Source organism: Flavobacterium sp. FlaQc-48, from assembly GCF_044007335.1.
Lineage (GTDB): Bacteria > Bacteroidota > Bacteroidia > Flavobacteriales > Flavobacteriaceae > Flavobacterium.
The window spans coordinates 43,596-65,652 of sequence record NZ_JBIPCR010000024.1 but is presented as its reverse complement, the minus strand read 5'-3'; the positions used below and the strand labels follow the sequence as shown (position 1 = coordinate 65,652).

22 protein-coding genes, 1 tRNA gene and 1 pseudogene are annotated in these 22,057 nt (G+C 34.5%); 14 read left to right on the top strand and 10 right to left on the bottom strand.

The window, feature by feature from the left end:
* The first annotated feature begins 18 nt into the window (after positions 1 to 18).
* Entirely contained in the window at positions 19 to 876 is an 858-nt protein-coding gene (gene prmC, locus ACHRWY_RS25360) for a peptide chain release factor N(5)-glutamine methyltransferase (RefSeq protein WP_395358410.1), read from the top strand.
* A gap of 351 nt (positions 877 to 1,227) precedes the next feature.
* Here prmC and ACHRWY_RS25355 read toward each other — a convergent pair whose 3' ends face one another.
* Positions 1,228 to 2,472 (bottom strand): ABC transporter permease, encoded by a 1,245-nt coding sequence (locus ACHRWY_RS25355; RefSeq protein ID WP_395358408.1) that lies wholly within the window; start codon positions 2,470 to 2,472, stop codon positions 1,228 to 1,230.
* Positions 2,473 to 2,688: 216 nt separating this feature from the next.
* On the opposite strand from ACHRWY_RS25355, the gene hisS reads away from it, so the two are divergent.
* The 12 genes and pseudogenes from hisS (at position 2,689) to ACHRWY_RS25295 (ending at position 13,714) form a co-directional block, all read left to right on the top strand.
* The gene (gene hisS, locus ACHRWY_RS25350) at positions 2,689 to 4,116 is read left to right on the top strand and encodes a histidine--tRNA ligase (RefSeq protein ID WP_395358406.1); all 1,428 of its coding nucleotides are present in this window, start codon (positions 2,689 to 2,691) and stop codon (positions 4,114 to 4,116) included.
* A gap of 306 nt (positions 4,117 to 4,422) precedes the next feature.
* Positions 4,423 to 4,493 (top strand) — tRNA-Trp (locus ACHRWY_RS25345).
* Between the two features lie 360 nt (positions 4,494 to 4,853).
* A complete protein-coding gene (locus ACHRWY_RS25340; protein WP_395358404.1) occupies positions 4,854 to 5,432 on the top strand; it encodes a nucleotide exchange factor GrpE in 579 nt (192 codons plus the stop codon).
* A 94-nt stretch (positions 5,433 to 5,526) separates the two neighbouring features.
* Entirely contained in the window at positions 5,527 to 6,639 is a 1,113-nt protein-coding gene (gene dnaJ / locus ACHRWY_RS25335; protein ID WP_395358402.1) for a molecular chaperone DnaJ, read from the top strand.
* 164 nt (positions 6,640 to 6,803) lie between these two features.
* Positions 6,804 to 7,724 (top strand): ABC transporter ATP-binding protein, encoded by a 921-nt coding sequence (locus ACHRWY_RS25330; protein WP_395358400.1) that lies wholly within the window; start codon positions 6,804 to 6,806, stop codon positions 7,722 to 7,724.
* A 101-nt stretch (positions 7,725 to 7,825) separates the two neighbouring features.
* Positions 7,826 to 9,142 (top strand): ABC transporter permease, encoded by a 1,317-nt coding sequence (locus ACHRWY_RS25325; RefSeq protein ID WP_395358398.1) that lies wholly within the window; start codon positions 7,826 to 7,828, stop codon positions 9,140 to 9,142.
* A gap of 104 nt (positions 9,143 to 9,246) precedes the next feature.
* A complete protein-coding gene (locus tag ACHRWY_RS25320) occupies positions 9,247 to 10,410 on the top strand; it encodes a sigma-54-dependent transcriptional regulator (protein ID WP_395358396.1) in 1,164 nt (387 codons plus the stop codon).
* Positions 10,411 to 10,509: 99 nt separating this feature from the next.
* Positions 10,510 to 11,172 (top strand): DEAD/DEAH box helicase, encoded by a 663-nt coding sequence (locus ACHRWY_RS25315; RefSeq protein ID WP_395358394.1) that lies wholly within the window; start codon positions 10,510 to 10,512, stop codon positions 11,170 to 11,172.
* Positions 11,173 to 11,278: 106 nt separating this feature from the next.
* Complete coding sequence (locus tag ACHRWY_RS25310) at positions 11,279 to 12,067, top strand: alpha/beta hydrolase (RefSeq protein WP_395358392.1); 789 nt, start codon at positions 11,279 to 11,281, stop codon at positions 12,065 to 12,067.
* Between the two features lie 32 nt (positions 12,068 to 12,099).
* Complete coding sequence (locus ACHRWY_RS25305) at positions 12,100 to 12,318, top strand: putative signal transducing protein (RefSeq protein ID WP_395358390.1); 219 nt, start codon at positions 12,100 to 12,102, stop codon at positions 12,316 to 12,318.
* Positions 12,319 to 12,394: 76 nt separating this feature from the next.
* On the top strand, positions 12,395 to 13,198 hold the full coding sequence (locus tag ACHRWY_RS25300) for a Cof-type HAD-IIB family hydrolase (protein WP_395358388.1): 804 nt from the start codon (positions 12,395 to 12,397) through the stop codon (positions 13,196 to 13,198).
* 5 nt (positions 13,199 to 13,203) lie between these two features.
* Positions 13,204 to 13,714 (top strand): annotated as a pseudogene (locus tag ACHRWY_RS25295) (GNAT family N-acetyltransferase).
* 105 nt (positions 13,715 to 13,819) lie between these two features.
* On the opposite strand, the gene ACHRWY_RS25290 reads toward ACHRWY_RS25295, so the two are convergent.
* On the bottom strand, positions 13,820 to 14,338 hold the full coding sequence (locus ACHRWY_RS25290) for a hypothetical protein (protein WP_065451486.1): 519 nt from the start codon (positions 14,336 to 14,338) through the stop codon (positions 13,820 to 13,822).
* Between the two features lie 502 nt (positions 14,339 to 14,840).
* On the opposite strand from ACHRWY_RS25290, the gene mtaB reads away from it, so the two are divergent.
* Positions 14,841 to 16,175: a tRNA (N(6)-L-threonylcarbamoyladenosine(37)-C(2))-methylthiotransferase MtaB gene (gene mtaB / locus ACHRWY_RS25285; RefSeq protein WP_395358386.1), complete on the top strand. Its 1,335-nt coding sequence runs from the start codon at positions 14,841 to 14,843 to the stop codon at positions 16,173 to 16,175.
* A gap of 111 nt (positions 16,176 to 16,286) precedes the next feature.
* On the opposite strand, the gene ACHRWY_RS25280 is transcribed toward mtaB, so the two are convergent.
* The 8 genes from ACHRWY_RS25280 to ACHRWY_RS25245 form a co-directional block, all read right to left on the bottom strand.
* A complete protein-coding gene (locus ACHRWY_RS25280; RefSeq protein WP_395358384.1) occupies positions 16,287 to 16,796 on the bottom strand; it encodes a hypothetical protein in 510 nt (169 codons plus the stop codon).
* A gap of 60 nt (positions 16,797 to 16,856) precedes the next feature.
* Positions 16,857 to 17,573: a 3-ketoacyl-ACP reductase gene (locus ACHRWY_RS25275; RefSeq protein ID WP_395358382.1), complete on the bottom strand. Its 717-nt coding sequence runs from the start codon at positions 17,571 to 17,573 to the stop codon at positions 16,857 to 16,859.
* A 113-nt stretch (positions 17,574 to 17,686) separates the two neighbouring features.
* Positions 17,687 to 18,274 carry an LURP-one-related/scramblase family protein gene (locus ACHRWY_RS25270; RefSeq protein WP_395358380.1) on the bottom strand — a complete coding sequence of 196 codons (588 nt, stop codon included), beginning with the start codon at positions 18,272 to 18,274 and terminating at the stop codon, positions 17,687 to 17,689.
* Between the two features lie 119 nt (positions 18,275 to 18,393).
* A complete protein-coding gene (locus ACHRWY_RS25265; protein WP_395358378.1) occupies positions 18,394 to 18,792 on the bottom strand; it encodes a TonB-dependent receptor plug domain-containing protein in 399 nt (132 codons plus the stop codon).
* Positions 18,793 to 18,870: 78 nt separating this feature from the next.
* Positions 18,871 to 19,821 carry a hypothetical protein gene (locus tag ACHRWY_RS25260; protein ID WP_395358376.1) on the bottom strand — a complete coding sequence of 317 codons (951 nt, stop codon included), beginning with the start codon at positions 19,819 to 19,821 and terminating at the stop codon, positions 18,871 to 18,873.
* Positions 19,822 to 19,823: 2 nt separating this feature from the next.
* Positions 19,824 to 20,324, bottom strand: coding sequence for an RNA polymerase sigma factor (locus tag ACHRWY_RS25255; protein WP_395358374.1), 501 nt, complete (start codon positions 20,322 to 20,324; stop codon positions 19,824 to 19,826).
* Between the two features lie 284 nt (positions 20,325 to 20,608).
* Positions 20,609 to 21,097: a hypothetical protein gene (locus ACHRWY_RS25250; RefSeq protein WP_395358372.1), complete on the bottom strand. Its 489-nt coding sequence runs from the start codon at positions 21,095 to 21,097 to the stop codon at positions 20,609 to 20,611.
* Positions 21,098 to 21,108: 11 nt separating this feature from the next.
* Positions 21,109 to 21,945 carry a DUF6929 family protein gene (locus tag ACHRWY_RS25245; protein WP_395358370.1) on the bottom strand — a complete coding sequence of 279 codons (837 nt, stop codon included), beginning with the start codon at positions 21,943 to 21,945 and terminating at the stop codon, positions 21,109 to 21,111.
* Positions 21,946 to 22,057: the final 112 nt, after the last annotated feature.

Here is a 22,057-nt window from a genome sequence, read left to right as displayed (position 1 = left end):
TATAAATTTCAAGTATAAATGAGAATTAAACAATACCGCACTCAGTTTATTAAAGAGTTGTCGTCTTTTTACGATGCGTACGAAGCGGAAAGTTTTTTCTATTTAATTTTAGAAGATAAACACAAACTTCGGCAAATCGATTTAGCTTTAAATCATGAATTGACTTTTTCTGAAGAGGATTTTGTGGTTTGGGATTCTTTATTGGCCGAGTTAAAAAAAGAAGTTCCGATACAATATTTATTAGGTAAAACTCATTTTTATGGTTTAGAGTTTGAAGTCAATGAAAATGTTTTGATTCCGAGACCTGAAACAGAAGAATTGGTAGAATGGATTATCAATGAACATTCGAAGATGGATCGGACTAAAAAAATCAAAATCCTTGATATTGGAACAGGAAGCGGATGCATCGCAATTTCTCTTGCCAAAAACATTCCAAATGCAGAAGTATATGCTATTGATGTTTCAAAGAAAGCGATAGAAACGGCTAAGAAAAATGCTGCTAATAATAAAGTTGAACTCAATTTTATACTTCAGGATATTTTAGAAACGGAGGAATTGAAATGTAATTTTGATATTATTGTTTCAAATCCGCCTTATGTCCGTAATTTGGAGAAAGAAGAAATCAAAAAGAATGTTCTGGATTACGAGCCGCATTTGGCACTTTTTGTAGAAGATAATGATGCTTTGGTCTTTTATCGGAAAATAGCAGAACTGGCTCAGGAAAATCTCTTGGAAAACGGACAGTTGTATTTTGAAATTAACCAATATTTAGGTGAAGAAACGAAAGATTTATTAGAAAAAATGAATTTTAAAAATATCGAATTGCGAAGGGATATTTATGATAATGACAGAATGATTTCATGTAAGGTTTCTTAGGCTGTATGAATTACCAAAGTTAAGCATACTCAAATGGAAGATCAAAATACAACCATAAAAGACTATTTGAAAATAGATGGTTATTTTTTGCTAAGGGAATTAAATCGGTAAAGGAAATTTAGAAAAGTGATGTAGGTGGTTTTCAAAATCAAAGCTAGAGCTTTTTAAGTCCGGCTAGAGTTGTTGAAATCATAGCAGGTTTTATCCATAGAAGTGGAAATCCTTTTGTGCCGGTCCTGAGGCTTTGGGTGGTGTAAAAAAAACATATTAGGAGTAAATCCGGTCTTTTGAAGAGCTATTTCTCCATTAAATACTTGATTCACAGTATTAGGCTTAAGCGCCTATTTAAAACTATTCGTAACGTAAGGCTTCAATTGGGTCTAATTGCGAAGCTTTAATTGCCGGATATAAACCGGAAACAATAGCAACGGCAAAACTGGTTCCGAAAGCTGCAAAAATAGCCATCCACGGAATCACAAAAGCAAAGCTCATTGCAGCTGCAAAAGCAAAACCTACTAAAATTCCCAGGACAATTCCAACCAGACCTCCAATTTGTCCAATTAATAAGGTTTCTATAAAAAACTGAACCGAAATGGTCACTTTTGTTGCTCCTAAGGCTTTACGAACACCAATTTCGCGGGTACGTTCTGTAACCGAAACAATCATGATATTCATTAAGGCAATCGAGGAACCTAAAATAGTAATAATGGAAATAATCCAGGAAGCCCAGCCTAAATATTTAGTAATGCCCAGGATTCTGTTTATTAAATCGTCACTTCGGCCAATACCAAAATTGTTATCACGAACCGGACTTAATTTACGAACTCGTCGCATAGTACTTGTGGCGTTATCAATGGCTTCGTCTAAAAGTTCTTTTTTAGAAACCATTACGCTCATTGTATAATTGATGTTTGGGGAAGTAAATAAGGAACGTGCTACTTGTATTGGAATCAAAACACGTAAATCCTGACTATGACCAAAAGTAGATCCTTTTTCTTTTAAAACTCCAATGACCTTAAAGCGTGCGCCACGAATAGAAATAACTTTGTCAATTGGATTGACATCTTTTAGCAGGCCTTTTTCAAAATCAGAGCCTACGATACAGGAATATGTATTGTTTTCGATGTCGAATTGATTAAAAGAACGGCCTGAAGTAGTTTCTAAACCTGAATTATTGATAAAATGCTCGTCGACCCCTACAATTGTAATTTCCGGATCTGTTTTTTTATCTATATATTTTACTTCTGCGGTTGTGGTAGCTGTAAACGAAAGAGAAGTTTCGGTAAAAGGATATTTGTATTTGTTCTTAAAAGCTACAGCTTCCGGATAAGAAATGATTGGATTTATAATTTCACGCTCTTTTCCGCCACGATTTTTAAGCGTGTTTTCGTATTGATTGATGTTGAAAGTATTCGCCCCCATTGAAGCAAAATTGGTTGAAACCGTATTTTCAAGAGCTGTTACAACAGTTAAAATTCCAACTAGAGCTGTAATTCCGATAGCGATAATTACCACGGTAAGAATAGTACGCAATAATTGTGTTTTGATAGAACCAAAAGCAATTCGGATATTTTCTTTAAATAATTTTAGCATCATGACCAATTTGTCACGAAAATACGTTTTTTGTTACAAGTTTGTTTTCGAACTGCTATTATTTATTTTAAAAAATAAGATATTTGCAGTCGATTAGAATTTATGAGGAATCTAAATTCTGCGAAAATCCAATAATCTAAAAAGATCATTTATATTTAAGACTTCAAGCAAAAGAAATCTAATAATCTAAAGATCTAATAATCTAAAGATCTAAAAAAAATGGCTTTAAAACCAAGTATTCCACAAGGGACAAGAGATTTTTCACCTGCAGAGGTGTCAAAACGTCAATATATTATTCAGACTATAAAAAGTAATTTTGAGAAATTTGGTTTCCAGCCCATTGAAACCCCTTCGTTTGAAAATTCAGATACCTTAATGGGGAAATATGGGGAAGAAGGCGATCGTTTGATTTTTAAAATATTAAACTCCGGTAATTTCTTCTTTAATAAAAATAAAATTGAATTACCGGAATCTATAGAATCGCTGCAAGTTAATTCTGCTGAAACAATAGATTTGAATCAAAGAATTGAGCTGAATAAATTTACCGGAAAGATTTCAGAGAAAGCCTTGCGTTATGACCTGACCGTTCCGTTTGCCAGATATGTAGTGCAGCATCAGAACGAAATTGAATTTCCTTTTAAGAGATATCAAATTCAACCGGTTTGGAGAGCTGACAGACCTCAAAGAGGGCGTTACAGAGAATTTTATCAATGTGATGCCGATGTTGTAGGTTCAAAATCATTATGGCAGGAAGTAGAACTGGTTCAATTGTATGATACGGTTTTTACTTCTTTAGGTCTTGAAGGTGTGACAATCAAAATCAATAATAGAAAAATATTATCCGGAATTGCGGAAGTAATCGGGGCATCGGATAAATTGATCGATTTTACGGTAGCACTTGATAAACTGGATAAAATTGGTGAAGATGGTGTAAAAAAAGAAATGATCGAAAAAGGTATTGCTGAAGAGGCTTTGGTCAAAGTGCAACCACTTTTTAGTTTTGCAGGATCATTTGCAGATAAAATCGCTCAGCTTTCAGGTTTACTGGCCGAATCAGAAGAAGGAATGAAAGGAGTGGAGGAATTGAAATTTATTTGTGACAATGTGGCAACTTTAGGTTTGGCAACAGCAACATTAGATCTTGATGTAACTCTTGCCCGTGGATTGAATTATTATACCGGAGCTATTTTTGAAGTAGCAGCACCAAAAACGGTTTCAATGGGTTCTATTGGCGGAGGCGGAAGATATGATGACTTGACAGGCATTTTTGGTTTGAAAAATATGAGTGGCGTTGGAATCTCATTTGGTTTAGATCGTATTTATTTAGTTTTGGAAGAATTAAAATTATTTCCGGAAACTGTTGCAGCAACATCAAAGGCATTGTTTATTAATTACGGAGATGCAGAAGCTTTATACGCGTCGCAAGCCATTCAGAAATTGAGACAGGAAAATATAAAAGTAGAATTGTATCCGGATAATGTAAAAGTGGGAAAACAGTTTCAATATGCAGATAAACGTTTGATTCCGTTTGCAGTAATTGCAGGCGATCAGGAAATTGCGTCGAATTCGTACTCACTTAAAAATTTAGTTTCAGGAGAACAGGTTTCTGTTGATTTTGAAGGGTTGAAGGCTGCTTTGTTGTCATAAGAGTTTAACCGCAAAGTGCGCTAGGTTTAATTTTACTTCACGCACAGAAAACACAAAGTTCGCAAAGCCAGATAAACACAAAGCTTTGCGAACTTTGTGTTTTTATAAAACCATACCTTTAAAATCTTAGCGTACTTTGCGGTTATTTCATAAAGTTTTTGTTTTGACAAAAAAGGTATAGCTTGTAAAGCTTTGGTGGTGATTGTGTTACTGAATTATTAGGGTTTATTAGCTTAAATCTTTTTAAATTTGCGTGAAATAGTTGGTGGAAAAGAAAAAAAAGCATTTAATTTGCGGCCTTAAGTTACGGGCGTAGTTCAAGGGTAGAATAGCGGTCTCCAAAACCGTTGATGGGGGTTCGAATCCCTCCGCCCGTGCAATAAAACAGATTAAATAAGGTGTTTTATTTATCAAAGGCTTTCTGTAAGCTATGGGTAAAAGAAATAAAAAAAAGCTTCGTCTGAAATAGGCGAAGCTTTTTTTAATATAAGGTAAACTTGAATTAATAATTATTTATAAAGCCGAGGCCAACCCTTAAATTCAATTTTGATCGGTAATAATTTAATTTCCAATTTGGAACTCAAAGATAAAGCAAACTAAAACGTAATAGTCTTAAAATTATACTAAATTTTAAAAGACTAATTTCGCTTTTTAAGTGACTCAGTTTTAATAAAGTGACAATTTGACATTTTATAAGATTTGGCAGTACTTTTGCAATCCAACAGAAAGAATAAAAAATGAAGTTTAAGAATATTTTTAAAAATAAAAGTAATATGACTACGGAAAATACAGAGTTCGATCAGGAATTAGATGATGTAACGTTAGAGAACAACGCCAACGGTGAACAATTAATTGTTGAAGAATTAAGTGTTGAAGAGCAATTGGCTCAAGACTTGGCAAAAGAAAAAGATAAGTTTTTGAGATTATTTGCAGAATTTGAAAATTACAAAAAAAGAACTTCAAAAGAGCGTATGGATTTGTTTAAAACTGCAAATCAGGAAGTTTTGTTAGCAATGCTTCCGGTTTTGGACGATTTTGACAGAGCGACTGTAGAAATCAACAAATCTGAAGATGAAAATTTGAAAAAAGGTGTTGAGTTGATTCACGAAAAATTAAAAAGCACTTTGGTTTCTAAAGGTTTAGAGCAAGTTGAAGTAAGAGCAGGTGATGCTTTTAATGCTGATTTTGCTGAGGCAATTACCCAAATTCCGGCACCGTCTGAGAAGTTAAAAGGGAAAATTGTTGATGTTATTGAAAAAGGATACAAATTAGGAGACAAAATTATTCGTTTCCCTAAAGTGGTAATCGGAAACTAAAACTAAAAATTAGATTCTGAACGTCAATTTTTTAAGAATTGGATTTTGGAATTTATCCCGATAAAACTATCAGGATTGGAATTTAACCTAAATTATGAAAAAAGATTTTTACGAAATATTAGGCATTTCAAAAAATGCTGATGCAGCCGAAATTAAAAAAGCGTATCGAAAAAGTGCGTTAAAATATCACCCGGATAAAAATCCAGGCGACAAAGAGGCAGAAGAAAACTTTAAACTTGCGGCAGAAGCTTATGAGGTTTTAAGCGATCCGAATAAAAAAGCGAAATACGATCAATACGGACATCAGGCATTTGATGGATCCGGCGGATTTGGCGGTGGCCACGGCGGAATGAACATGGATGACATTTTCAGTCAGTTTGGTGATATTTTTGGTGGCGGATTTGGCGGTTTCGGCGGAGGCGGAGGCGGAGGTCCTCGCCGTGCTAAAGGAAGCAATCTTCGAATTAAAGTGAAATTAACTTTAGAAGAAATTGCAAATGGTGTGGAGAAAAAAGTAAAAGTAAAACGTAAAGTTCAGGCCAAAGGTGTAACATACAAAACGTGTTCGACTTGTAACGGTCAGGGACAGGTAATGCGTGTAACCAATACCATTTTGGGAAGAATGCAATCTGCATCAACTTGTCCTACTTGTGGGGGTTCCGGTCAGATTTTAGATAAAAGACCTTCTGAGGCAGATGCTCAGGGAATGGTTCAGGAAGATGAAACTGTTTCCATCAAAATTCCTGCAGGAGTTGTTGACGGGATGCAATTGAAAGTTTCCAATAAAGGAAACGATGCCCCTGGAAATAGTATTCCAGGTGATTTAATTGTGGCTATCGAAGAATTAGAACACGAATTTTTGAAACGTGAAGGTGAAAACATCCATTACGATTTATACATCAGTTTCCCGGAAGCTGTTTTAGGAGTTTCTAAAGATATTGAGGCTATCAACGGAAAAGTTCGTATTAAATTAGAAGAAGGTATTCAGTCCGGAAAAATCTTAAGATTAAAAGGAAAAGGAATTCCAAGTATCAACGGTTACGGAAGCGGGGATTTACTGGTTCATGTAAACGTTTGGACACCAAAAACATTAAATAAAGAGCAAAAACAATTTTTTGAAAATGCCTTAAACGATGAACACTTCGTTCCAAGTCCTGAAAAATCAGAAAAATCATTTTTTGAAAAAGTAAAAGATATGTTTTCATAAGCCATACTTTTTCTAAAAGGTTTAAATAAATACTAAAACCCATTCTAATGCAAATTTAGAATGGGTTTTTTGTCTAATTATACAAAGATTCGCTTCGAATTATTTACTTTTACAGGCTGTTGGTCATAATGATCAAACCGAAGCAGAAAATCTTAAAATACAGCATGGGCAACTTACTCGAAGTACATAAAGTCGTAAAACAATACGGTGATTATGTAGCGCTTAACGAAGTTTCATTAAATGTGCCAAAAGGCAGTATTTATGGACTATTAGGTCCAAACGGAGCCGGAAAAACTTCTCTTATCCGAATCATAAATCAAATTACTTTGCCGGATAGTGGCGAAATAATTTTAGACGGAGAAAAATTGCAGCCCAAACACGTACAGACTATTGGTTATCTTCCGGAAGAAAGAGGATTGTATACTTCGATGAAAGTAGGGGAGCAGTGTTTGTATTTGGCACAGATGAAAGGTCTTTCGAAAGCCGAAGCAAAAGTGCAGTTAGAATACTGGTTTGATCGTTTGGGAATTCAGGGCTGGTGGAATAAGAAAATCCAGGAGCTTTCTAAAGGAATGGCACAAAAAATCCAGTTTGTGGTTTGCGTTTTGCATAAACCAAAATTGCTCATTTTTGATGAACCTTTTTCCGGATTTGATCCCGTTAATGCCAATATCATTAAGGACGAAATTTTGGCATTGAAAGAACAAGGTGCCACCATTATCTTTTCGACACACAGAATGGAAAGTGTTGAAGAACTATGTGATCATATCGCCTTAATTCACAAATCGAATAAGTTAATAGAAGGAAAACTAAGCGATGTAAAGCGACAGTTTAAAACCAATAGTTTTGAAGTTGGAATTTTGACTGATAATGTTGAAGGTTTGATGTATGATATTACACAAAAGTTTATCGTTTCGCCGGCAAATTTTAAATCATTAAACGACGATCTGAAATTAGATATTCAAATTGGAAATGCAACGCCAAATGAATTATTGCATCTTCTCACGCAAAGAGGTCAGGTGACACATTTTGTAGAAAAAATTCCAAGTGTAAACGATATTTTTATTCAAGCAGTAACTGGGTAGATTTTCAGATCGTTAGACTTCTTGGATTCTTAGACTGAATCTGGAAATCTAAAAACAAATCTAACAATCTAAGAAGTCTAAAAATCTTATAATCTAAATAAATGAGTATAGTTTCATTAATTATAAAGAGAGAATTTATTGCAAAAGTCCGCAATAAGTCTTTTGTTGTCATGACTTTTTTAAGCCCATTGCTTTTTGTGGCTATTGCAGGATTTATTGGGTATTTAAGCTCAATGAAAGCAGAAACAAAACGAATTGCCATTCATGATGAAACAGGTTTGTTTGCCAACGATTTTTTAAAACAGAATAAAAAAGGCGGCGAGTACCGATTTTTGAATCTTTCTGAAATTGATGTAAAATCCCTGAAGGATAGTATTACCAAAGAAAACTTTAGTGGCTTAATTGTTATTCCAAAAACAGATAATTCCAAAGATTTAGAAAGTAAAATTGAGTTTATTTCAAATAACAGTCCAAGTATTTCCTTTATCGAAAACACGCAGGATGTTATAGCAGAGAAAATCACCAAAATAAATTTAGAAAGGGCAAAACTGGATACTTTAGCGATTAAAGAAGCGCAGTCAGCTGTAAATATTCATTTGGTTAAAGCTTCGGGAGAAGAAAGTTTAAAAGGCCTGAATGAAATAAAAATAGGAATAGGCGGTGCATTTGGTTATCTGATTATGATGTTTATTATCATTTACGGAAATATGGTCATGCGAAGCGTCATCGAAGAAAAAACCAACCGAATCATCGAAATCATAATTTCATCGGTAAAACCATTTCAGTTAATGATTGGTAAAATCGTTGGAACCTCACTGGCCGGAATTTTGCAATTTATGATTTGGGCAATTATTGGACTTGGTCTGATGTTTGCTGCTTCGGCATTTTTTGGAGTCAATGTGGGCCCAACGGCTAAAATTCCACCGGCATTAATGCATTCGGCGCAACAGGAATTTGCAGGATCTGCACAAATGTACATTAGTGAATTATGGAACCTGCCTATCGCCAGTATTTTAATAGGGTTTGTAATTTATTTTATTGGGGGTTACTTTCTGTACAGTTCTTTTTATGCTGCAATTGGAGCTGCAGTTGACAATCAAACTGATTCGCAACAGTTTTTATTGCCGATCATTATGCCATTGATATTAAGTGTTTATATTGGTTTCTTTACTGTTGTAAATGATCCCCACGGAACTATAGCAGTAGTGTTTTCTATGATTCCGCTTACATCGCCAATCGTAATGTTAATGCGTATTCCGTTTGGAGTACCGTGGTGGCAAATCGCGATTTCGGTATCATTATTGTTTGCTACCTTTTTTCTTGTGGTTTGGTTTGCAGCCAAAATTTACCGTGTTGGTATTTTAATGTATGGCAAGAAACCAACCTGGAAAGAACTGTACAGATGGCTTAAATATTAATTTTTTTAAAGCTGCTAAGATTCTGAGTTGTTAAGTCGCTAAGTTTAGCTTCTTTAAAAAAAACTCAGAATTTTAGCAACTCAGAACCTTAGAACCTCAAAAGAATGAGTAAAATACTAATTGTAGAAGACGAAGCAGCGATCAGAAGAGTTTTGGTGAAAATTTTATCAGAAGAAAATGATTCGTATCAGGTGGATGAAGCTGAAGATGGAGTTGTTGGACTGGAGAAGATAAAAAATAACGATTACGATTTGGTGTTGTGTGATATTAAAATGCCAAAAATGGATGGTGTTGAGGTTTTGGAAGCAGCAAAAAAAATCAAACCTGAAATTCCGATGGTTATGATTTCCGGTCACGGCGATATGGAAACAGCTATTCATACCATGAGACTGGGTGCTTTTGATTATATCTCAAAACCACCTGATTTAAATCGTTTGTTAAATACTGTCCGTAATGCTTTAGATAAAAAGCAACTCGTAGTTGAGAATAAAATCCTAAAGAAAAAAGTCAGTAAAAACTACGAAATGGTTGGGGATAGCGAAGCCATCAATCACATCAAAGTAATGATTGATAAAGTAGCCCAAACCGAAGCCAGAGTTTTGATTACAGGACCAAACGGAACCGGAAAAGAATTAGTAGCACATCAGTTACATGAAAAAAGCGAACGTGCCGGTTTTCCTTTAATCGAAGTAAATTGTGCTGCGATTCCAAGCGAACTGATCGAGAGTGAATTATTTGGCCATGTAAAGGGGGCTTTTACATCAGCAGTAAAAGATCGTGCAGGAAAGTTTGAAGCAGCTGACAAAGGAACTATTTTTCTGGATGAAATTGGCGATATGAGCCTTTCGGCGCAAGCCAAAGTGTTACGTGCTTTACAAGAAAGTATGATTACCAGAGTAGGGGCCGAAAAAGACATTAAAGTTGATGTTCGTGTTGTGGCTGCCACCAATAAAGATTTAAAAACTGAAATTGCCGAAGGTCGTTTTCGCGAAGATTTGTACCATCGTTTGGCAGTGATCTTGATTAAAGTTCCGCCATTAAACGAAAGACGTGACGATATTCCGGCCTTAATTAGGCATTTTGCAGAGAAAATTGCTTCAGAACAAGGAAATGTAGTTAAGGTATTTTCGGCACAAGCCGTACAATTATTGCAAGAATACGACTGGACAGGAAATATTCGTGAACTTCGAAATGTAGTCGAAAGATTGATCATTTTGGGAGGAACAGAAATTTCTGAAACCGATGTGAAAATGTTTGCCAGCAAGTAAGCTTCGCGCAACAGGTCTTAAGCGATAAGCTTCAGGCCAATAAAAAATATAAATAATTTTTGCTTATGGCTTATTGCCTGAAGCTTAAAGCATAGAAAGATGAAACTAAAAAAAATAAACGAAAAATTACAGGACGCTTTAATTGAAAATGGATTGACGCAAGCTAATGTATTGCAACAGGAAACTTTTTCGACCATAAAAAGTGGTGCAGATTGTATCATTCTTTCTCCAGCAGGAAGTGGAAAATCGACTACAATTGTATTAAATGTAATTCAGCAATTGGCTGGTCATACAGAAGAATCACCGCGCGCTTTGATCTTTGTAGAGGATAAAGCCAAAGTTTTAGAAATGGAAGCGCTTTTCGAAAAATACGGAAAATATACCAATCTTGAAGTTTATGGCGTTCACGATAAAGGCGATATGGATTATGATAAGAATTATATTTCTACAGGAGTAGATGTTTTAATTGGTACGCCAAATAAATTAAGTGATATGTTTACAACCGCGGGGTACAATGTAAACCGTTTAAAAATGTTTATTATCGATGATGCAGACCCTATTTTGAAATTGCGCCATGAAACTAAAATCATGCGTATCTCAAACAGTATTGCCAAAACACAACGCATCATTTTTGCTGAAACACTGACAGAACGTATCGAGATTTTAGCCGATAAAATGATGTTGGAACCTTACTTATTTGATATGGATGAAGAAGGCGAGGAAGAACTGGATGAAGAAGAAGGAGAGATTCAGGAAGAATAATAAATAAAGCCGCCGTTGGTTCTCAGTTTACAGTATTGAACTGAAAACGGAGCATACAAACTAAAATGTAATGTTGTTTATGGAGATAGTGAAAACGCTTAAATTTTTGGCAATTATACTTTTGGGATTTTTTGTTATTATTTATGTAATTACTGTTTCCTATGTCTATTTCAATCAGGTTGGAATGGTTTTTCAAAGCTCGCGACTTCCCAAAGATTACAAATTTGGTTATTATCAGAAATTTGAAGAATTAAACATTAAGTCGTTTGATGGGATAAAGCTGAATGGATTGTTATTCAAAGCTGACGATTCAAAAGGGCTTATTTTTTATCTTCATGGAAATGCAGGGACACTAGAAACCTGGGGAAGAATTGCAGGCATTTATACGCATTTAGGATACGATATCTTTATTTTGGATTATCGAAGTTTTGGCAAAAGTGAAGGCGAAATTCAAAATGAAGAACAATTAAATAAAGATGTTTCGATTGTTTATAAAACATTAGCCAAAAGCTATCCCGAGAATAAAATCATTATTGCAGGGTATTCAATAGGTTCCGGACTGGCGACTATTTTAGCTTCTGAAAACAAACCAAAGGCCTTAATTTTGCAAGCACCTTATTATAGTTTTACGGAATTGTCAAGCAGCAGAGTGCCGTTTTTTCCAAATTTTATGAAGAAGTTCAGTTTAGAGACCTTTGAGTATTTGCCAAAAGTAAAAGCTCCAATTTACATTTTTCATGGAATGAAGGATCAATTGATTCCTTATGAAAACTCGGTTCGATTAAATGAACTTTTAAAAGGAAAAGCGCAGTATTATCCTTTAAAAGATCAGGATCATATTGGGATGAATGAAAATGTTGGTTTTCAGGATCAATTAAAAATAATTTTAGAATAAAGAATTCAAATAATAATAAAAAACAGAATGTCATGGGATTAATGAAAGTGTATTCAGGAAGTGAAGTATTAGCAATTGCTTTGCAGGAAAGATTAGAAGAAGCGGGAGTAGAAACGGTAAAAAAAGATAATATTCAGTCTGCTCGTTTAGGTGGTTTTGGGCAATCTGATTTAGCTGTTGAAGTATTTATTCAGGAAACTGATTTTGCAAAGGCAAATCCGGTTATTGAAGAATTTAGAATGAGTATCTAAGAAAGAGTAAATAGTCACAGTCTTAGTTTCGGTCATCATTGATTACTGGGGCTGAAAACTGAAAACTCAAAAAAGTATGCAATACAAAATGTTAGTGCTCGACATGGATGATACCTTGTTGACAGACGATCATAAAATTTCAGAATTAAATAAAAAAGTACTTCTTGAAGCACAGGCAAAAGGGGTACATGTAGTGCTGGCTTCAGGCAGGCCAACATCGGCAATGACTGCTTATGCCAAAGAACTACAACTTGATTTATACGATTCTTATATTATTTCATTTAACGGAGCTGTAATCAGTACCGTAAAAGATGATCTTGTCTTGTTTGAACAATCTTTAACACCGGAACAAATTCATGATTTATACGATTATAGTATAAAAATGAAAACGGATATTATTACTTATCTTGATGGTGAAATTGTTAGTGAAACAGATTCGGAGTATATCGAAATTGAAAAAGAGATTACCGGATTGCCGCACCATAAAGTACCTGATTTTAAAGCAGCAGTTCAAAAACCGGCAGTAAAATGTATTTTATTGGCAGAGCCTTCTTATTTAAAAGAGTTAGAAAAGGATTTAAAAGTAGCAATGCCACATTTAAGCATTGCAATGTCTAAACCCTTTTTCCTGGAGGCTGCCCAGAACGGAATTGATAAAGCAGCGAGTTTAAAACTTTTGGCTGAAAAGCTGCATATTCATCAAAGCGAGATTATTGCCGTAGGAAACGCAGGAAATGATTTAACAATGATCGAATATGCGGGACTGGGAGTTTGGGTGGATAATGTAACGCCTGAATTACGTAACAGGGCGGATGTAATTGTAGCTTCAAATAATAATGACGGTGTTGCCGAAGTGGTACAGCGTTATATTTTAAATTAAAAATCATGAAAGATCCAATTGAAACAGAACGTTTGCTTTTAAGAGAATTACTCCTTTCTGATGTAGATGGAATTTTTGAATTGGAATCTAACCCAAATGTACATTTGTATGTAGGTAATAAACCTATTACAGATGTTAATGAAAGCCTTGGGTATATTGAATTTATTCAGCAACAATACAAAGATTTCGGAACTGGGCGCTGGGCTGTACTCCTAAAAGACACAAATGAATTTTTAGGATGGTCCGGGATAAAATTTATTACCAATGAAATCAATAATCATAAAGATTTCTATGAAATAGGATATCGTTTCATCGAGAAACATTGGGGAAGCGGGAAAAGCATTTGTAAAGTATGCTTTTGAAGTAATGAAAGTCGAAGCTATTTACGTCTATGCAGATGCGGGAAATGAAAACTCCAGAAAAATTTTGGAAAAGCTTGGTTTGCGTTACGTCAATGCTTTTGAATATGAAGGAGAGTCCGAAGTTTGGTACGAATTAAAAAATCCAAACATTTAGTATTTCTAAGAAATGCGTTCCAAATCTTTGTAAACTTAAATTTTATTTTAAGATCTGCAAAGATTTGGAAAACAGCTCATAGTTTCTAATACTTAGTATCAGATATTATTTTTTAGCTACAGAAACAAAGTATTTATTTCCGTCACCCATTGTCAGTTTTACACGTTCGTCGCAAAGATCGATAGCGAAATTAGCGCTTTCGTAACAAGTACAAGTAGTGTTTTTGTCTTTAGACATTTCTGTTTTACAATTGTTGTTTTTGAAAGTAGACAATTGAGGTGTGTACAAACTCACTAAATCAGTTGAAGCTGTTACCAAAGAAATAATACTTGCCGAATTATTACTCGTAATTCTGTAAACAATTCTATCAGTATAGTTTACTTCATTTACTGTTACTTTACGAATATAAGTGTAAGCCGTAGAGCCTTCACCCGGTTCTTTAACCTCAAATTTAAATCCAACCGCACGAATTGCAATATCAAATTGAGACTGAGAGTTTAAACTCGCCCAAGTTGTCAATGTACTAATAGATGGAAATGGATTAGCAGCCGGGGCAGCAGTTTGCGCCTGAGAGCTAAAAATGGTTAAGAACATCAAGCAGATTGTGGGTAAAAATGCTTTCATATGGAGTTTTAATTTTTAATTTTTGCCTACTCTTTCTGGTTTTCGGCATTCCCATTTTTTATAATAACAAAACAACAACATAACGAGGGAAAATCAAAATTGTTATGAACTATTTATTATTTAAATAATATAATTTTAATTGACACTTTTTTGAAGAAGTGAAATTACTTCTAAAATCTATCTTCACAAAGTTAAATGTAAGAAAATTTGAATTTAATCCTTAAAAAAATGCACTTAATCGGTGATATTTGCATTTAATCGATGATTTTGTCATTTTATTCTTATCGAAATCTAATGTTGTTTTACACAGAGAAAATTTATTCACTGCCTGTTTCGCTAAATTTACGATTTTTTAAGATCAGTTAAAATATATGTTTCGTGCAAAATATTGATATATAGTATATTATTGATTTTATTTTAAAGAATATTGTATGTAAATTTGCAAACTCTTTAAAAGAGATGTAAATATAATATCTTACTACTTAAAACGTAGTTTATTCCCATGGAAAATAGAAAAAAAGTTGCTTTTTATACGCTTGGCTGCAAACTGAATTTTTCAGAGACTTCTACAATTGCACGAAACTTTAATGATGAAGGTTTTGATCGTGTCGATTTTGAAGAAGTTGCCGATATCTATGTGATCAATACCTGTTCCGTTACAGAGAATGCAGATAAACAGTTTAAGCAGGTGGTAAAAAAAGCAATGAAGCTTAACGACAAAGCTTTTGTGGCTGCAGTAGGTTGTTATGCGCAATTAAAGCCAGAAGAATTAGCAGCTGTCGATGGTGTTGATCTGGTTTTAGGAGCTACAGAAAAGTTTAAAATTACCGATTATATTAATGACCTGAGTAAAAACGATATGGGGGAAGTTCACTCCTGCGAAATTGCCGAGGCCGATTTTTATGTTGGAAGTTATTCTATTGGTGATCGTACACGTGCTTTCCTGAAAGTTCAGGACGGTTGCGATTATAAATGTACTTATTGTACCATTCCTTTAGCAAGAGGAATTTCGAGAAGTGACGCTTTAGAGAATGTCCTGCAAAATGCCAAAGAAATTTCAGCCCAAAACATCAAAGAGATTGTTTTAACCGGAGTCAATATTGGTGATTACGGAAAAGGAGAATTCGGAAACAAAAAGCATGAACATACTTTTCTTGATTTAGTTCAGGCATTGGATAAAGTAGAAGGAATCGAGCGTTTGAGAATTTCATCAATCGAACCTAATTTATTGAAAAATGAAACAATTGAATTTGTTTCTAAAAGCAGAACATTTGTGCCTCATTTTCATATTCCGCTGCAATCCGGAAGCAATGATATTTTAAAGTTAATGAAACGTCGCTATTTGCGTGAGGTTTATACGGAACGCGTTAATAAAATTCGTGAAGTAATGCCACATGCCTGTATTGGAGTAGATGTAATTGTTGGTTTTCCCGGGGAAACCGATGAGCACTTTTTAGAAACGTACCATTTTCTGAATGAAATGGATATTTCGTATTTACATGTATTCACCTATTCAGAAAGAGACAATACCGAAGCGGCCAATATGTCTGGGATAGTTCCCGCCAATGTAAGAGCAAAACGCAGCAAAATGCTACGTGGGTTATCTGTTAAAAAACGTCGTGCTTTTTATGAAACCCAATTAGGTACTAACAGAACTGTTTTGTTCGAAAGTGAAAATAAAGAAGGATATATTCACGGTTTTACCGAAAATTACGTAAAAGTAAAAACACCATGGAATCCGGAATTGGTAAATACATTACAAGAAATCAACTTAACAAAAATTGATGAGGATGGAAGCGTTCGTTTAGAGTTTCTCAATAAATTAGCGGAAGCGTAAATATAAGTGTGTAATGGCGAAGAAGAAACTATACTAATAATAGTAATGGAATTCGAAATAACAAAAAACAGAAAAGCCCTTTTTAAAAAGGGCTTTTCTGTTTTTTAATAACTATTTCTGATCCTCAGGAATAACCAGTTTCAAAGAATTAATATAATCGGTATCAAATTCAATTACCCTGATTTTCTCCGGATTAAAACTCAAATCACCTCCAAACTGACCTTTTATATCTAAAAAATCAATGGTGAGTTCTTCATCGTTTAATGCTATTAGTTTTCCTAAATAGGCTGATTTGGCTGATTTTTTCGAAATCTGAAAAATACCGTATTTAGTATTGACATAATTCAGGATTGAACTCAAATCTCTTATGGGGATAATATCTTCAGCATTTGTTTTTAAACCTTTCAAACGAATTACTTTTTCAGTAAAGGCCAGATCCTGATCTCTGTGAACTGCTTCAATATTTTTGTTTTTCAGGATCACAAAACCATCCAATATAAAATCCTCGGGATTATTTCTAAGCAAAATCCAGTCATCGGAATAATCAATAAGGAACCCGGTGAAAATCTCTTTTTTATCTGTAAATTCTATGGCGATTAATTGTCTTAAGTATTGTTCCATTAGGTTAGTTTATAGAAATTCCAATTTTACCAGTAATTGGAATTTGGATTTTTTTGTTAATTAAGGATTCGTAGACCAGATACTGCTGTTTTTGATAAAAACGCGACGGTTTAATTTCAATTGGGCAATGATCAATTCAGCAATATCCTCAGATTGCATTACTTTTTCGGGATTACCATCTGTAAGGTTTAGATCTTTTGCCATATCAGTTGCTACAGTACTCGGTGTTAATGCCGTAACGCGAATATTGTGTTTTCTCATTTCCTGCATTAAAGAATCCGTAAGTCCTAAAACAGCAAATTTTGAAGCACTGTAGGCACTTGTCAGGGCGTTTCCGTTTAATCCGGCTGTTGAAGAGATGTTGATAATATCACCGGTTTGTCTTTCGATCATATTTGGAATAACCGCCCGGGTTGCATAATAAGTTCCCATCAAATTTACCTTAATGATATTTTCCCATGCATCGGGTTCTAATTCCAGAAATTTCCCAAAAGAAGCAATTCCTGCGCTGTTGATTAAAATATCGATGTCTTTAAATGCAGCTAAAGCTGTTTCTACTGCCAAATTGATCGAATTAATGTCTGAAACATCGGCAGATAAAGCCAAAGATTTTACACCAAGTGCAGCAGTTTCGGCAGCCAGTTGATCCACGTCGGCCTGAGTTCTTGAAACTAAAATTACGTTGACACCTTCTTTGGCAAGTGCAATGGCAATCGCTTTTCCTATTCCTTTTCCTGCTCCTGTAATCAGGGCATTTTTATTTTTTAAGTCTGTCATGATTTTAATATTAGAAATGCAGAAAGCATCAATTTAAGTCTAACAAAAATAAAGCTTTTGTAAACTAAAATGATGCTTTGAGGTATTTTCTTAATCTAAGTTTAACAACTTATTTATTCTTTCAGAACCATATCAATGCACATTACAGCGGCAAGAATTAATTGTCTTAACGGACTGTCCTGCGCTACGGTTTCTTCTATTTGAAGCACATAATTGTCTGCACTGGTAAAAAACTCTTTACCCATTCCGGCCCATTTTTTACTTACCTGTGCCAATTGTTTGTTTTCGTACGTAAATTTAAAATCCCAACCTGTCCATTTTCCCTGAAGCATGGCGATTGGTTTTTCGTTTTTATCCAGAATTTCGAACTTTCCTCCAATAGATAAAAGTTTTTGTTTGAATGTTCCCACCAAACGGTCTTTTTCATCAAATACCTCAACGGTAGAACGAAACCAGGCAATTCCACGTTTTACAGAAATTAGTTTTTCGCCGGAAGCAGTTGTAATTTCAATGTTAAAAGGCGTCATTCTTTTATAATCTGTAAAGCGCATCACTTTGGTAAAAAAGCCCAGATTGTTTTCTCTGCAATTCATTATAATCTGATTGCTTTCGGGATTATAAATGTCATAGTTGTTAGCGGCTTTAAACATTCCGAGATGTTCTTTTACAAGAAATAAATTCTGATTTAAAATTGGGTGCATGAAATTTGTTTGATATTGATTTGTAAAGATTTTGTTTTGAATTTTTCTTTAGAGAAAATCAAATGTAAAACTTATTCTGTTAATTTGATCATATTGAAATTGAAATATTTTTTTTGTTACTATTTTCTCGCAGAGATTCTAATAGTTTTTTTTCTTTTCGTCGTAACTACGATTACTCCATTTATAGCCTGATTTCCGTAAAGGGAAGTTGCTTCAATTCCTCTCAAAACCTTAATATTTTCAATATCATTAGGATTGATTTTAGAAAGCTGCTTCGAGTCGATTACAATTCCGTTCATAATGTATATTGGTTCGTTCATAAGAGGCCGGGATTGGGCACATATAATAATTTTTGGGGCAGAATTTGAAACCTTTATATCCGAAATTGTGTCTTTTGTTTTCACAATTGTTGCGGCATTATCATTCGAATTTTCGCCAGAAATTGTTTTCTTCTGGGCTTTTCCCGGGAAAGATATAAGCATAGCAAAGACTAATGAAATAAGCTTTACGTTTTTCATGATGGTAAATTTTAGATAATATTGGATTTTTCTTAGTCAAAGTTTAAAACTTTGACTAAGAAATTTTGAGCTTTTACGCTATTTTTTAGGAGCTGGTTTTCCGTATTTGGTGGTAATTATAACAACTCCTTTTTTGCCTTTTTCGCCATATTTTGAGGTAGCTTCCAAATCCTGAAGAACGGTAATGGTTTTTATTTCCTGCTTATTCAAAGGCGCATAAGGACTTGTTGGGTTTGTGCCAAATAAATCGTTTTCAGAATAATAAATACCGTCAATGATGTATAATGGGGCATCCAGTACAACTAAGGAATCTACATTTTCTGGCTGTAAATTTGGAAGCTCTGCCTGCATCATTTTATCTCTTTTATTATCGTCACTATGAGATATTGCATTTCCGTTTAAAACAATTAAAGGGGCGCTTTTCTTAGGCATTGGAGCATGTTGATCAGCATAAGCTACTTTGGCAGATTCTCTCTCTGTTTGATAGGAACCATAATTTTGGACTGCTTTATCTTTTGAAGTATTATTTTCGCTTTCATTAGAATAATCCGGCTGCACGATTGCAGCTGGTTCTGCCGCAGCAATAGCATCTGCTGTTCCTGAGCCAACGGATTCATAAACAGGATCGGGCGCTACGTTTGGTACTACCTGATTGGGCTGCATCATTTGGTCTTCCGGAATTTTATGCGCTTCGGGTTGTGGTGCCGGTGGTGCCTCTGCAGAAACAATGGCGTTGTTTTTTTCTATTTCAGGTCTTTGAATGTTTTCTTTTGAGTTTTCATTCACCACAACTGTAGGATCAGTTGTCGTTTTCTCTGATGTTAAAAACTGCGATCCAATAGAAATGAGTAATAAAAGAGAGGCGGCAATGGCAATTTTTTTCCATAATGAAATGGTTTTTTTGTCTTCTTTTTTATCGAGTTTCTCTTCAACACGGGACCAGACTTTGTCCATTCCAGGAAAATCTTTAGATTCCGAATTACGTGCGGCATCTTTAAATTTATCGAATATTTTATCTTGATTGTCCATGACTATTTTGCTTTTTGGTAATACAATTTATTTACTAAGTCCTTGAGCTTGGTTTTAGCGGCATTCAATTGTGATTTTGATGTGCCTTCAGAAATGTTAAGTATGGCGGCTATTTCTTTGTGTGCGAAACCTTCTATGACAAAAAGGTTAAAAACAGTTTTGCAGCCTTCGGGAATATGGTTTAGTAAATGGAGCAAATCTTCTTCTTCTAGTGAGTTAATTTCATCAGTAAAAGGTTGCGAAAGCAATTTGACATCATCAAGGTACATATTGAAATTGGTGTTTTTCTTGATGGTTGCCAAACAATGGTTAACCGTTATTTTTCGCGCCCAGGCCTCAAAAGCCAGAACTTCTTTAAGTTGTTCCAGTTTTGTGAATATGGTATAGAAAGCGTCAGCCATAGCTTCTTCTATTTCTTCTTCCTTTTTGAGGTATCGTTTGCAAACGCGATACAATTTTGGAGCCATATGCTCATAAACCTGACGCTGTGCATCTCGGTTCATTTTTTTGCAGTTAGAAATTAGCGTTTCGTTTATCACAATTGTTGTCTTTATACTAAAGAGGGTTAAAAAGATAAAAAGGTTGGGACGGGTTAAAAAAAAAGTTTTTTTTTAAGGTTCAAAGTGTCAAAGGTTCAAAGTTACAGAGGTTTTGTTTCAGGGATACATAATAGTACACTTTTTTGAAATTTCGGAATCCTCAATACACTGCTAATCTTTGTGGTATAATTATAACACAAAGATTAGCAACGTTTTTATTTAACGGGTAAACTCAATTTGAAAAATCTTTAATGATTCTTTTGATACCATTTTTCAATTTTTCTAACGGATTCAATATTTGTTCCGGGATTGCAATTCAAGCCCATATTAATTTTTGTTTTTGAAATATATGAGTTCAGGAAGATTATGGCAAAGCCTCCAACTTCGCCATTTTCACTTGAAATAAAAGAAGAGAAGGTATTCATATATCCGCAACATTTTTCTTTAGATCTCATAACTGATATTAAATAGTGAACATCATTTGGTTTTACCCAATTATAAGGAAAATCTCCCGTCATTGTTACAAAATTCAGTTTGGAATCTTTGTTATAGTTCTCTGTAAAAAGGGCAATAAATGATTTTGGATCTAAATCTTTCGGATACAAAATTTTTGAGTTTTTCTTTTCTGTTTTTGGATTTAAATACCCAAAGTTTTCCTTTTTTGTTTTAAAATCATAAAATAGATAGCTGGCAGCCAGAAGAATGAAAACTAGTAAGGAAAGAATTATTTTTCTCATGGAAATTCGTGTTACTTAACCGGTAAACTCAATTTAAAAATCTTAGTTTCCAATACTTCAGTATCATTATCCTCGCAAAGCAAAAACTCGATTTTGTTGTTTTCTTTTTTATAGAAAGTCAACCCTTCAAACTTATTAGTTGCCGTGATTTTTTGCGTAAAATCTATTTTCATGGTTTTAAGATCGATTCTGCCAATAAAACTTCCAAGGATTTCACCGTCATCGTAAGTTGATTTGGTGTCTTCGGCAGTGGATAGGAAATAGATTTTATCTTCGACCAAAATAGCATCGGTAAAACTGGAACGAACACCTTTTATTTTTGGAAGTTTATAATTGGTAGCAACCAATGCAAATTCTTCTCCCAGATTTTTAGCGTGAATTGTAAAGATGGTGTTTTTGTTCGAGATTCCGTTTCCTCGGTTGAATAGATACCAGTTTTCGCCATCGAAAATGGCGCCTTCCAGGTTGAAATCTTCCGGTTTTATAGATCCGAAACTTTGCATTACAGCGTATAAATCAACGAGATTGTTTTTCTGTAAAACGGTTTTTGATTTTATGTCAAAGGCAATCATTTTGTTTCGGTTTTCGGTTGAGCCGGAACCAAAAACGTATAAGGTATCGTTATGATGAGTTAAAGATTCAAAATCGGGTTTTAGGTTTTTGGGAATGTTTTGTGTTGGATTATCAATTAAAGCATGTTGGTTTAATTGCTGATTCTGCATGTTGTATTCATATAAATAACCGCTGTTGTCGCCAATAATATATAATGAATCGTTATTGAAAAATAATCCGGATGCCGAACCGATTCCGATGATTTGAAATAATATTTCTAAGGTGAATTTTTCCATGAATTTTGTTTTGAATACTAAAATATAGCCCTGATAGCAATGAAAATGCTTTGAGGAGAAATTGTATTTTTTTCCTGACAGAACAAAGCGACCGGCGGAAGCTCTTGTTATG